The following is a 13137-nucleotide window of genomic DNA, read 5'->3' as shown; positions in this document are numbered from 1 at the left end:
AATGGCGCTGGTCAGGATTTCCGGAAGTTCGGAGCTCTCGCTGGTAGAACAGATCGTCGGACAAATGAAGCAACTGATCGACAACGGCGTGGTGCGCAACGGCAGTCGCGCGGTGTCGATCCGCTGCTTTGCGCGCGACCACAAGATCAGCGCCCACACCGTGGCCGAAGCCTACGCGCGGCTGGTCGCACATGGTTATTACCAGTCCCGGCCGCGCAGCGGGTTCTTCGTCTCCCGCCCGCAGGTCTACGCGCACAGCAGCGATGCGGCTGAAGACGGCGCGATGGAACCCGACCACCTGTGGCAGTTGCGCTCTCACTTCACCATGCGCCACGACCGGCTGGGCGCATCCAGCGGCCGCATGCCATCGGACTGGCTGGATATCGACCTGATCCGCAGCGGCATGAAATTACTGGCGGCCAAGGCCGACACCAGCCTGGCGCAATATGGCGATCCCTACGGCTATGCGCCGCTGCGCGGCCTGCTGCAGACGCGGCTACTGGGTCTGGGCATTCACGCCCAGCCAGAGCAGATCCTGCTGACCAGCGGCGCCACACAGGCAGCCGACCTGGTGATGCGCTGCTTCCTCAAGCGCGGCGATCGGGTACTGGTGGAGGATCCCGGCTACTTCAACCTGTTCAGCAACTTGCACCTGCACGGCATCCGGCCTGTTCCCGTGCCGCGCAAGGCCGATGGCCCCGACCTCGACATGCTCGACGCGCTGGCGCGCGAACACCGGCCGGCGATGATGTTCGTGCAGTCCATGCTGCATGCGCCGACCGGCTCCAGCCTCTCGCCGGCCAACGCACACCGCCTGCTGAAGCTGGCCGAACAGCACGACTTCCGCATCGTCGAAAATGATGTCTACTGCGACATGCTGGGCCTGACGCTGCCGCGCCTGGCCACGCTGGACCAGTTGGCGCGCGTGTTCTATGTCGGCAGCTTTTCCAAGACCCTGTCATCGGCCACGCGCGTGGGCTTCATCGCTGGTGCGGCGCAGTTCGTGGACGAGCTGTGCAGCCACAAGATGGTGGCCAGCATCACCGGCAGCCAGGTCGACGAACGCCTGGTCTACCATGCGCTGAGCGAAGGCCAGTACCGGCGCAGCGTCGAGCGCATGCGCTATCGCCTGGCCAATGCCCTGCAGATGGCCGGTGACATGCTGGAAGAACAGGGATTCGAAATCTTCTGCCGCCCGCTGGGGGGCAAGTTCGTGTGGGCGCGCCACCTTCAGATCGACGACTCGGAAGATATCTGGCGCCGCGCCGCCCAGGCCGGCATCCTGATCGCGCCGGGCAAGGTGTTCCGCAACCATCTCCAGGCCACCCCCTGGTTCCGCCTCAATGTCGCCTATTGCACGGAACCTGCGCTGCTCAATTTCCTCCGTGGCCTGCGGGCCTGAAGCATGGGCGATTCCCGCGCCGTGGCAAGCGCTTGATGTAATCGGCACCTGCCTGTGCCGAAAACGCAATTCCACCTGCCTCCCCACTTCTATACTGCACACGCATCGCAGTAAAGCCGACGCGAACACGCTATGCCTGGAAGGCATGGACTCTATGCAAAGAGAGTCATTTTCAAGCATGGCCCGCGCGCCTACACTTACCTCAATTTCAATCGTTCCGTCGCAGCCGCAAAGCTGTGCGGCGGCCACCTTATCTGTGGAGGACGGCGTGCCACCTTCGTCAATGCATCAACATGCCCTCGCGCCGCAAGCACGCCTGGCATCGAACCGCATGCGCGCGCCGCTGCGCCTGCGATTCGGTTTTCCGCGCGTGTATCTGGTGAAAATGCTTCAGCGGAAAATCGCCGAGCAGCTCTACATCGGCAGCGAAGCCTGTGCCATCGGCATGCGCGACGAAGATGGGAGATTCCTCACACTGGCAGACGGCGATGAATTCGACGGCCCTGACTTCACATTGCGGCTCATCTACGCGATCGGATCGCAACGGGTATTCGACCATGGCATCGATGTCAGCATCGGCATCCTGTTGGGTTGCTACGTGCTGACCGTACGCGACCAGCGCTTCAACATCGGCTTCATCCCGACGCTGGATGAAGCGATGCTGACCACCGCGGTGCGCTGGATCATCCGCAATCTCGATACGGCAGCGCTGGCGCGCTGACCATCACCGGTTCCCTGGCGACTTTTACGAGTCACCCTCTGTTACCGCGCCTTAGGGCGCGGTTTTTTTTGCGATCGATGCCAACACGATGGTGCATGGCGTGCGCGTTTCCAGTGCGCCTTCGCATGCTTTTCATGCACGCCTGGAGATGCCTCCAAGAGCGACTCTCTTCTTGTTCCGTTTCACCACGCCTCGCCTCGACCGGGCCTGAATAATTTTTTATAACATTGTTGTTTCACCGCCACTGGCGCGCAAGAAAATTCATCACGCGCGGCATCCCTTCCTCCTGCCATTGCACCTTCTGTATTGCCCGCCGCCGGCAATCTGTATGCGACCGCCCGCCCCTCCGGCCACCACGCTCTTCTCCTTGCGAGTCCGCCCGGCGCGCTGCGGCTCATTGCCGCAGATGCGCGAGCAAAACCGGATAACTGCCATACAAGTCACGGCGCGCCTGCGCATCGCTTCGTCCACCCGGCTGTACTGATTCGCCGCCAATACAGCAATGGCAAATCGCTGGCGATCTGTCTATCGCTGCATTCCGGCTCGCTCCCTACCATTGCTTCAACAAAAAATCATTCGGGGGAATGCAGTGATTCCGGGCCATCGCCGATGCGACGGCCGCACCAGGCAGTTTCCGCGGCTGCGAGGCCGCGGATGACCGCGCATGTCGCATGTGTCGCCATATCCGGGTCGCCGGACGGGACGCTTGCAGCACTCACACGACGTTCAACTCACAGGGGTAAAAATGAAAAAATCACTGTTGGCATTCGCCGCACTCGCATCCATCACCGGCGTCGCATCGGCACAAAGCAGCGTCACCATCTATGGCGTGGTCGACATGGGCCTGAAAGTGGAAAACGCCGGCTCCGGCACCCGCTTGTCCCTGGATAGCGGCAACCAAAGCGGCAGCCGCATCGGCTTCAAGGGCAGCGAGGATCTGGGCGGCGGCCTGAAGGCCAACTTCGTGCTGGAGTCCGGCTTCAACGCCGACACCGGCGCCATGGGCGCAGCTGGCGTGCTGTTCAACCGCCAGTCCTACGTCAGCCTGTCGGGCGGCTTCGGTGAAGTCAAACTCGGCCGCACCCAGACCATGGTCTACTCCAACGCATCGGTGTTCGATCCGTTCGGCGACACGCTGGCCGGCGACTCCGCGCGCATCTTCAACTATGGCGGCAGCCGCACCGACAATACCGTCAACTACAGCTACTCCGCCGCCAACGGCGTGAACGGCCAGGTTGCCTACAGCTTCGGTGAAGTGGCCGGCGACAACAGCGCCAACCGCACCATGGCCGGCGCAATCGGCTACGCTGCCGGCCCGCTCGCAGTAGTGCTGACCCACCAGAACACCAAGAACGCCACCGGCTCCGATGCCGCCAAGACCACTCTGCTGGGCGGCAACTACAACTTCGGCCTGCTGCAACCCTTTGTCGCCTACGCGATCAACAAGGGCGTCGGCACACTGGACACCCGCGATGCCCTGCTCGGCCTGAACATCAACGTCACGCCCAACGACGTCATCATGACCTCGCTGATGCACAAGTACGACAAGTCCGCCGACCACCGCGACGCCACCCAGATCGCGCTGGGCTACAGCCACAACCTGTCCAAGCGCACCAACCTGTACACCAGCTGGTCGCGCCTGTCGAACAACTACGCCGTCAACTACAAGGCTGACCGCAACGGCTCCGCCGACAACCTGTTCAATGTCGGCATCCGCCACAAGTTTTGATGCCTGAGCGCCGCCGCACAAACGGCGGCCCTTGCATCCTTCGCAGTTCTTGAGGGGCCGCGCCGCCCGAACACCGGTGGCGCGGCCTGCAGTGCCGGCAGTGATTGATGCGAACAAGTCACTGCTTTTCATGTCCGGCTGGGCCTCTGGCGCAACCGGACTTTTTTCGCCGCCGGGCTCGCAGCAGACTACTGGCCCGCACCTCGCGAGAAAGTCCCGGCATGTGCGCCAACAAATTGTCAACAAATGGCAACGGCCTCCAGCGAGGCGCCGATGTTCCTGGCGGAATAAAAAAAGACGATGGAAAATTCCACCGTCTTTTTTATTGCCATGGCATGCGCACATGCCGTCACGCCTGCGTCCGCTTCATGCCGGCATCCTGCGCCATCGCCTCCTGGCAATCGACAGATGCGCGCTCAGACGGCGACATCCATCGGGTCGCTCCAGCGCGCCTTGATCTCAAGAATCTCCGGCAGGCATTCGATGAATAGCGGCACCAGTTCGGGATCGAAGTGCCTGCCGCTTTCGCGCCGGATCAAATCCAGCGCATCGTCGACCGACCAGGCGGATTTGTACGGCCTTGCGCTGGTCAGGGCATCGAACACATCGGCGATAGCGATGATGCGCGCCGCCTGCGGGATGTCGTTGCCGGACAAGCCGTTCGGATAGCCGCTGCCGTCCCATTTCTCATGATGGTACAGGGCGATGAGCCTGGCCGTCTTCAGCAAGCCGGAAGCATGCTCGCCGATGATGTCCGCACCGATGCGCGCATGCTGCTGCATGATGAACCACTCTTCCGGCTCAAGCTTGCCGGGCTTCTGCAGGATCGCGTCGGGAATGCCGATCTTGCCCACATCGTGCATCGGCGCCGCATGCAGCAGCTCCTCTGCTTCGGCCTCGCCATAGCCGGCGCGCAGCGCCAGGGTTTTCGCATAGTGACTCATGCGGATGACATGCATGCCGGTTTCGTTATCCTTGTATTCGGCGGCCATGCCCAGGCATTGCACCACCTGCAGCCGGGTCTCCCGCAGCACGTCCAGCTGCACCAGCGACAGTTGGCTCTTGACGCGCGCCTTGACGATGATCGGGCTGAACGGCTTGGTGATGTAGTCCACCGCGCCCAGGTCGAAGCCCATCTGCTCATCGGATACCTGGTTCAATGCCGTAATGAAAATGACCGGGATCGACTGGGTCGCCGGCGCGCTCTTGAGCACCTTGCAAACGTCGTAGCCGGTCATGCCCGGCATCATCACATCCAGCAGGATCAGGTCGACCTTTTCGGTCTGCGCCAATTGCAGCGCCTTTTCCCCGTCCCGGGAAAACAGGAGCCGATATTCGTCCTGCAGCGTATGCTTGAGGACTTGCAGGTTGGTAGGCTCGTCGTCTACCAGCAAGATGCATTTTCGTTCTTCGTTTTTCATAGCCTTGTGCTCTTCAACATGGTCGTCCGCCCCGGCTTCTTATACGGCGGGCGGCTGCTCCGCCTTGAGTGATTCGATCAGTTTTCCAAGCTGTTCATCGGCGCTCTCGAAATCGAACGATTCGATGGCGTCATGGATCGAATTGCGAACTCCGACCTCGCCATTCTCGATCAGCCAGTTGCTGATCTTGTCGAAATTGTCTTCATCGAGTTCACCATGCCGCAAGCTCTTGCTCAGCTGTTCCAGCGCGGCGGCGATATCGGCAGGATCGACCGGGCTACCGCCAGCGGCCGCGATCTGCGAGGAGGACCATTGCTGCTCCTGCAACACGCTCTTGACCAGGTCCAGCTGCTCCCGCAACGCTTGCAACTGCCCGAACCAGTCTTCGGCGGGGCCGTCGGTTCCCCGTTCCAGAATGCCGCTCAGGTTCGCCACGGCACTCAAGCCCAGGTTGGCGGCCGCGCCGCGAATGCCATGCAGGCTCTTGGCCGTCAACGCCCAGTCCACCGTATCCGCGGACGCATCCCGGGGCGGCAGCGGATGGCGTTTCTCGACCTCGGCCAGGAAGCGGAAAATGGCTTCGGCCATGCGTTCCCTGGTACGCCACAACTGTTCTCCCCTGGCCCAATCGATCACCTTGTCCTGGCCGTCCTGGAGGTCGATCATGACCCGCTCGCCAGGCGCCACTTTCAGCACGCGCGCAATTTCGGCACGCAGCTTGGGAATATCGAAAGGCTTGCTGGCGAAGCCGTTCATGCCCGCCGCCTGCGCCGCTTTGCGGTCGGCCTCCATGACACTGGCGGTCAAGGCGATGATCGGCGTCTTGTCGCGCCCCTGCCGGGCTTCCTCGACGCGAATGCGGCGGGTGGCCTCCAGGCCATCCACGTTCGGCATATGCACATCCATCAGCACCAGGTCGTAGCGGCCCGCGAAGAACAGTTCTATCACCTGGGTGCCGTCGCTGGCGGCCGTCACCGTATGGCCGGCTTCTTCCAGCAAGAGCGTGAGCAGCTCCACATTCTGGGGAACGTCATCGGCAATCAGCACATTCAATGCCGGCAGCTTGCTGATGCCCAGTGCATTTGCCTGGAACGCCGGCTTATCGCCGGGCTTGAGCGGAAGCGACAGCCTGAAGACGCTGCCTTTGCCCAATTCGCTTTGCGCCGAAATCGTTCCTTCCATCAATTCGATCAACTGGCTGGCAATCGTGGTGCCCAAACCCGTCCCGCCGAAGCGGCGGCTGATGGAGGCGTCGGCCTGCGAGAACGGGTCGAAGATGCGGCTCAACTGTTCCGGCGTCATGCCGATGCCGGTATCCCACACTTCGATGCCGACGCCATCGCCGTCCCGGAAAAGATGCAGGCGTACCGTGCCTTGCTGGGTAAATTTGATGGCGTTGCCGAGCAAGTTGGTCAATACCTGCTGGATCCGCAGCGGATCGCCCTTGAAATACTCCGGCATGCCCTCGGCGTAATCGAGGATCAGGTTCAGTTTCTTCTTTTCGGCATTGAGCCGCAGGGAAGTCACGATTTGCTGCGCCACTTCCAGCAGGGAAAAGTCGATGCTCTCCAGCGTCACGCCGCCCTTTTCCAGCTTGGTGGTATCGAGGATGTCGTTGATCAGGCCCAGCAGCGAGCGCGCCGACTGGTGCACCGTGGTCATGTGGGCGCGTTGCGTGGCGCTCAACTCCCCCTTGAGCAGCAGCTCCGAGAATCCGATCACGGCATTCATCGGGGTGCGGATCTCATGGCTCATGTTGGCCAGGAAGGTGGTCTTGGCCGCCGCGGCCTGTTCGGCCTTTTCCGCGGCTTCGCGCAACGATGCCTCCAGCGCCCGGCGCTCGCTGATGTCGGTCACGAAGCCGACGAACAGGGGCGTTCCCGGCAAGTCGACCTGTCCCACGGCCAGGCGCACGGGAATCAGCTTGCCGCTCTTGTGCAGCGCGGTCACCTCGCGCCCCTGGCCGATGATCTTGGCGAGTCCGGTAGCCAGGAAATTCTTCAGGTAACCGTCGTGGCGCGACTGGTCCGGTTCCGGCATCAGTATCTTGATGTTCTTGCCCAGCACCTCATCGGCCGACCATCCGAACAGGCGTTCGGCCGAGCGGTTCATCGCTTGCACCGTGCCCTTGCTGTCGATGGTGATGATCCCGTCGACCGCCGTCTCGACGATGGCGCGGATGCGCGACTCGCTCTCCTTCATCATCTGGAATGTCTGCTTGTAACGCATCATCCCATTGGCCGCCGTCACCAGTATCGTCACGGTAATGGTGAACATGGAAAGCGCCAGCGAGGCAAATGTCGTGCTGATGAGGATCCCGCCATGCTGGGTGTCGGGCGAGCCGATGAAACGGGCCGCGCTCATGCCGGTGTAATGCATGCCGCAAATCGCCAGGCCCATGATGCAACCGCTGATGACCAGGCGCGTGAGGCGCCGCATCCCGATGCCTTGCAGCTTGAAGCGCACGCCCAGGGAGATCGTCGCCAGGACCACGGCCACCAGGATGGACAGGGAGAAATACAGGGGGTCGTAACGCAAGACAGCCGACATCCGCATGGCCGCCATGCCGGTGTAATGCATGGTGCCGATGCCGGCGCCCATCAGCACGCCGCCGGCCAACAGTTGCAGCATGGATACATTGTCCCGCGACAACATGCTCAATGCCACCCATGAGGCGGCCAGCGCCGGGACGATCGACAACGCCGTGATCCCCAGGCTGTAATCCACCGACACGCACAGATCGAATGCCAGCATGCCGATGAAATGCATCGTCCAGATGCCGCCCCCCAATGCGATGGCGCCCGTGGCGATGGCGACCTGCCGGTGCAGCCGCTGGGTGCTATGCCTTGCCACATAAGCGGTTTGCAAGGCCATGGTGGCCGAAAACATCGACACGAACAACGACAGCAGTACCAGCCCGGGACTGTAAGTGCCTTGTAGAACATCCCCGCCATTCAAGGCACTAAAAAAGAAATTGCCCATCCGCCTTCTTCCCCCGACACATCAAAAGTTCACATATTTTGTGACATTCTATCCATTAATTGCCAACCCATTGTTCCAATAACGCTATCGGCATGGCAGGCCCGGCGCACGACATGGCCTGGGAGACATGTTCGTGCGAACCTTCATTCCCGGCGCCCATTGGGCATGACTTTCGGATACTTCTCAGGCATGATTCGGAAAACAAAAAAATCAGCCGATGCGCAGCACCACGCGCCTTGGCGATAACGAGCGCCATGTCCCCGTCTTGTTTTCCATGTTTCTCCGGAACCCAATGCGGGCATTCCTGATGGACTGCCCGCCCGCGACAACACATCCTTTGTCGCGCCGGGAGACGCAAGCAGGAGACATGCGATTGAGACAAACAACAAAGGGAAAAACCCGGCGCATCTGAGTTAACAAAGGCCAAACCGCAAAGGGAAATGCCTGCACATCCGAGTTGTGTGCGGCGGCATCCGATGCGGCGCCCAATATGATCCATTGCCACCGCAGCAATGTTCCGTTCATGTGTTACCGGTTCGACGGCAAGACCGCAATCAGTGTGGAAAACAACCATGTCCGTGCCTATCAGCGATACTCACGATCTTCCAGTCACCTCCCAAGCATATTTTCCGCCACGACACGCAAGAAACCGCACCTTGCCAGAACGCAGCTCGCGCCATTTCCATGAACAGGCGCTGGTTGGCGTTTACATGGTCGATGCGGTGGGCAACGTGCTGTACGCCAACCCCAAAATGGCGGATATCCTGGGCTACGGCCATGCGGAGGCGATGATCGGATTGCCGTTTCCAGAGCTGGTCGCGCCGGAAGACCTGGCGCAGGTCCAGGCGCACCACCGGCAATTGCTGGAAGGCGCGCGCAGCCACGTCCGCCATACGCGCCGCATGGTCGGCCAGGATGGCGTCCGGCGCTGGGTGGATGTACATGGCAGCGTGGATGAGCTTGACGGCCGCACGGTCCTGATTGAAATGGCGCTGGATGTCCACGAGCAGGTGCAGGCGGCGTGGCATTCGCGCCTGGCCGACCGGGTGTTCGAATCGGCCAGCGAGGGCATCCTCATCACCGATGAACAGTTCCGCATCCTGACGGTCAACCCGGCTTTCACCCGGATTACCGGTTACGGCATCGATGAGGCGCTCGGCAAGCATTCGCGCATGATGACCGGCCCCAGCTCCCGCACCGGCGTCAACCGCAGCATGCTGGAACAACTGGCCTCCATCGGGAACTGGCAAGGCGAAATGATGGACCGGCGCAAGGACGGCACCTGGTACCCGGCCTGGCTGTCGATCTCGACCATCCGCGGCAATCACGATGCCATTTCACATTATGTGGGCGTCTTCACCGACAACACCATCCGCAAGGAAGCGGAAAACAAGCTGGCCTACCTGGCCGAGCATGACAGCCTGACGGGACTGCTCAACCGCAACAGCCTCATGCGCATCCTTTCCGAAAAGATCGGCAGCGCAGAACAATGCGATCGGCAGCTGGTGCTTTTTTTCATCGATTTCGACCGGTTCAAATCCGTCAACGATACGCTGGGCCACCATTCCGGCGACCAATTGCTGGTTGCCGCGACCGAACGGCTGCGCCGGCAATTGCGGCAACAGGATGTGCTGGCGCGCTTCGGCGGGGATGAGTTCATCGTGGTGCTCGATGATGCCGCCTCGGAAGGCATGGCGGCCGAGTTGGCGCAACGCCTCATGTCCGACATGGCCGAACCGTTTTTCATCAACGGCCACAAGATATTCATGAGCGCCAGCATCGGTTGCGCGATTTATCCGCAACATGGCAAGGATGCCATGACCATGCTCAAAAACGCCGATATCGCCATGTACCGCGCGAAAGAACGCGGGAAGAACGCCTTCCAGCTGTTCAACAAGGAAATGAGCGACCATGCGCTGGAGCAGATGCTGCTGGAAAACAGCTTGCGGCACGCCCTGGAACGGCAGGAGTTCGAACTGTTTTACCAGCCGCAGTTCGGCGCCGCCGACAACCGGCTGTGCGGCATGGAAGCGCTGGTGCGCTGGCGCCATCCGTCCCGCGGACTGGTGGCGCCGGGGCTGTTCATCAGCCTGGCAGAACAAACCGGGCTGATCGTTCCGCTGGGCGGCTGGATTTTGCGGGAAGCCTGCAGGCAGGGCAAAGCCTGGCTGGATCGCGGGTATCGTTTCGGGCGCATTGCCGTGAACCTGTCGCCGTGCCAATTCCTGTCCGACGATCTTCCCGCCGCCATCGACGCCGCGCTGGCGCAAAGCGGCCTGCCGCCCTCCCTGCTGGAACTGGAGATCACCGAGAGCGCAATCATGCAAAACCAGCAGGCGGCCACGGCGCTGCTCAAGCGCATGCGCGAACTGGGCGTGGCCATTTCGGTCGATGATTTTGGCACGGGCTATTCATCCCTGGCGAGCCTGAAGCAATATCCGCTCGACACGCTCAAGATCGACCGCAGTTTCGTCAAGGACATTCCCCATGACGCCGACAACGTCGCCATTACCGAAGCCATCATCGCCATCGCGCATAAGCTGCGCCTGCGGGTGGTGGCCGAAGGCGTCGAGTCCGAAGAGCAGAATGCCTTTTTGCGCTCGGCCGGCTGCGATATCATCCAGGGCTACCTGCACGCGCATCCATTGGCGCCTGCTGAAATCGAAAACCGCTGGCTCGCAGACAAGCGCAGCGTGGCATGTTGACGGTCGGCGCCAGCCCCGCCCCATCGCTCCCCCGGATGCGACAGCGGCCGGGGCGCTGATCCAAGCGGCCGGCCCTCGCATGCGCCAGGACAGGCAAACCGGCCGGAGCCGCGCTCCCGCCATTGCCGTTGCGCCCGATCCCGATCGCGCCTTGATCCATGCCGCCGCCATGGCGGCATGGATCAAGGCGCAAGGCTTCCCCGATAGCCGGCGGCAAGCAGCATGGGTACACCGCCTTATGCGTTTTACTTCTTTCAAGCCTCCCTTTTATTCGTTCGCTTTCTTCTCCCGTGGTTTTAGAGTGGCCCCATGAATTGCCGTCTATAACCACCAATTCCGGGACTGCTTTCGCAACGGCAGCACCCCTTGCATCAGGAGAATTCGCGATGTCATCAGGCTCCCCCCTCAGCGCCGTCCCGGCGAAACTTGCCGCCCCGCTCGAACTGCCGCAGGAACTGGCCGCCATCCGCGACCAGGCGGCCGCCGCCGGCCTGCCTTACGCCGGCGGCGTGACGCCGCAGGCCGCATGGGCGCTGTTCTCGGCCGGCAAGGCATTGCTGGTCGACGTGCGCACCGCCGAAGAACGCAAGTTCGTCGGCCATGTCCCCGGCAGCGCCCATGTCGCCTGGGCCACCGGCACCTCGCTGTCGCGCAATCCCCGTTTCGTGCGCGAACTGGAAAGCAAGATCGGCGGCAAGGAGGTGCCCACCCTGCTGCTGTGCCGCAGCGGCAAGCGTTCGGCGGCAGCGGCACAAGCCGCCGCCAAGGCCGGGCTGACCTGTATTTTCAATGTGCTGGAAGGCTTCGAAGGCGAGATCGACGAACAACTCCAGCGCGGAAAAGCTAACGGCTGGCGCTTCCATGGCTTGCCCTGGCTACAGGACTAGGATCGGGACTAGGGTAAGCACGCATCCGGCTGCACAACATATCTCACGAGGACCACGTGGCCAATTTCGATATCCACCAGATCGTCCAGTCGCTGCATGAAGCGCGTTTGGACTGGCGTCTCTCGCAACGGCGCAACAACGACGCCAATGGCCGTGAATTCCCCTCGCGCGACGCGCTGGCGACGATCGTCGACAGCCTCAAGGGCGTGCTGTTCCCGATGCGGCTGGGGCCGCCGGACTTGCGGCAGGAAATACAGCGCCAGCCTGCAAAACAAGGCCGTGCCGGAGCTCGATGCCGACGCCTTGCATGTGACGCGCGCCTTCGGCGCCTCGCTCCCGGATATCCGCAGCCTGCTCGACAGCGACGTGCTGGCCGCCTTCCATGGCGACCCGGCTGCGCGCAGCGTCGACGAGGTGCTGCTGTGCTACCCCGGCACGCTGGCGATGATCCACTACCGGCTGGCGCATCGCCTCTACCAGCTGGGCCTGCCGCTGCTGGCCCGCATCATCTCGGAACTGGCGCACAGCGCCACCGGCATCGATATCCACCCCGGCGCCCGCATCGGTTCGGGCTTCTTCATCGACCACGGCACCGGCGTGGTGATCGGCGAAACCGCCATCATCGGCAATAACGTGCGCATCTACCAAGCCGTCACGCTGGGCGCCAAGCGCTTTCCCACCGATGCCCAGGGCAAGCTGGAAAAGGGCAATGCGCGCCATCCGGTGGTCGAGGACGATGTCGTCATTTACGCCGGCGCCACCATCCTCGGCCGCATCACCCTGGGCCGCGGCGCGGTGATCGGCGGCAATGTCTGGCTGACCCACGATGTGCCGGCCGGGGCGCATATCTCGCAGGCGGCGTCGCGCGAAGAAGGCGCCGTGTTCACGGCCGCCGCCGCGGCATGACGGAGATCGACATGAACCCGGTTGCCGACAGGCCAGCGCTGCGCACCGAGGACGAGGCGCTGTCCAGCGCGCTGGTCCAAAGCTTCGGCATCGGCGTGCGCCAGCTGCGGCGCGCGCGCGGCTGGTCGCAGGAGCGCCTGGCCGAAAACTCGAACCTGAACCGCTCCTACATCGGGGAGATCGAGCGCGGTACCGCGATCGCTTCTTTGGTGACCGTGGAAAAACTGGCCAATGCGCTCACCTTGTCGCCGTCCGAACTGGTGACGCGCGGTGAAAACATCAGTCAGCAGAATCTCGTGCGTGGTTTGAAATTGATGGCTATAGCATGTTGAGCCATCCCCTGCCAGCCGCGACACTTTGAGCCGTCGCTTCACACACTTTCCC

At 62.1% G+C, this 13137-nt stretch carries 10 protein-coding genes; 7 read left to right on the top strand and 3 right to left on the bottom strand.

Going from position 1 to position 13137, the window contains the following annotated elements; translation table 11 throughout:
- Position 1 precedes the first annotated feature (1 nt).
- The 3 genes from FB597_RS19195 (at position 2) to FB597_RS19185 (ending at position 3852) form a co-directional block, all read left to right on the top strand.
- On the top strand, positions 2-1402 hold the full coding sequence (locus FB597_RS19195; protein WP_144770414.1) for a PLP-dependent aminotransferase family protein: 1401 nt from the start codon (positions 2-4) through the stop codon (positions 1400-1402).
- 145 nt (positions 1403-1547) lie between these two features.
- On the top strand, positions 1548-2123 hold the full coding sequence (locus FB597_RS19190) for a hypothetical protein (RefSeq protein WP_141912720.1): 576 nt from the start codon (positions 1548-1550) through the stop codon (positions 2121-2123).
- A 745-nt stretch (positions 2124-2868) separates the two neighbouring features.
- Positions 2869-3852, top strand: coding sequence for a porin (locus FB597_RS19185; protein ID WP_141912718.1), 984 nt, complete (start codon positions 2869-2871; stop codon positions 3850-3852).
- 416 nt (positions 3853-4268) lie between these two features.
- Here the strand turns inward: FB597_RS19185 and FB597_RS19180 are convergent, their stop codons facing one another.
- The 3 genes from FB597_RS19180 to FB597_RS19170 all read right to left on the bottom strand — a co-directional run bounded on the left by FB597_RS19180 (position 4269) and on the right by FB597_RS19170 (position 8780).
- Positions 4269-5273 (bottom strand): two-component system response regulator, encoded by a 1005-nt coding sequence (locus FB597_RS19180; protein ID WP_141912715.1) that lies wholly within the window; start codon positions 5271-5273, stop codon positions 4269-4271.
- Between the two features lie 39 nt (positions 5274-5312).
- Complete coding sequence (locus tag FB597_RS19175) at positions 5313-8255, bottom strand: MHYT domain-containing protein (RefSeq protein ID WP_186442823.1); 2943 nt, start codon at positions 8253-8255, stop codon at positions 5313-5315.
- 210 nt (positions 8256-8465) lie between these two features.
- Positions 8466-8780, bottom strand: a complete 315-nt coding sequence (locus tag FB597_RS19170; RefSeq protein WP_144770413.1) for a hypothetical protein — start codon at positions 8778-8780, stop codon at positions 8466-8468.
- A gap of 131 nt (positions 8781-8911) precedes the next feature.
- Here FB597_RS19170 and FB597_RS19165 point away from each other — a divergent pair, with 131 nt between their 5' ends.
- The 4 genes from FB597_RS19165 to FB597_RS19150 all read left to right on the top strand — a co-directional run bounded on the left by FB597_RS19165 (position 8912) and on the right by FB597_RS19150 (position 13085).
- A complete protein-coding gene (locus FB597_RS19165; RefSeq protein ID WP_255463905.1) occupies positions 8912-10960 on the top strand; it encodes a bifunctional diguanylate cyclase/phosphodiesterase in 2049 nt (682 codons plus the stop codon).
- A gap of 386 nt (positions 10961-11346) precedes the next feature.
- Positions 11347-11847, top strand: coding sequence for a rhodanese-like domain-containing protein (locus FB597_RS19160; protein WP_144770412.1), 501 nt, complete (start codon positions 11347-11349; stop codon positions 11845-11847).
- Between the two features lie 96 nt (positions 11848-11943).
- Positions 11944-12753, top strand: a complete 810-nt coding sequence (epsC, locus tag FB597_RS19155; protein WP_370454733.1) for a serine O-acetyltransferase EpsC — start codon at positions 11944-11946, stop codon at positions 12751-12753.
- A gap of 11 nt (positions 12754-12764) precedes the next feature.
- Positions 12765-13085 carry a helix-turn-helix domain-containing protein gene (locus tag FB597_RS19150; protein WP_255517219.1) on the top strand — a complete coding sequence of 107 codons (321 nt, stop codon included), beginning with the start codon at positions 12765-12767 and terminating at the stop codon, positions 13083-13085.
- The last annotated feature ends 52 nt before the right edge of the window (positions 13086-13137 follow it).

This window comes from Herbaspirillum sp. SJZ099, from assembly GCF_007828355.1.
Classification (GTDB): Bacteria; Pseudomonadota; Gammaproteobacteria; order Burkholderiales; family Burkholderiaceae_D; genus Herbaspirillum.
This window is presented reverse-complemented; position numbering and strand designations above follow the sequence as displayed.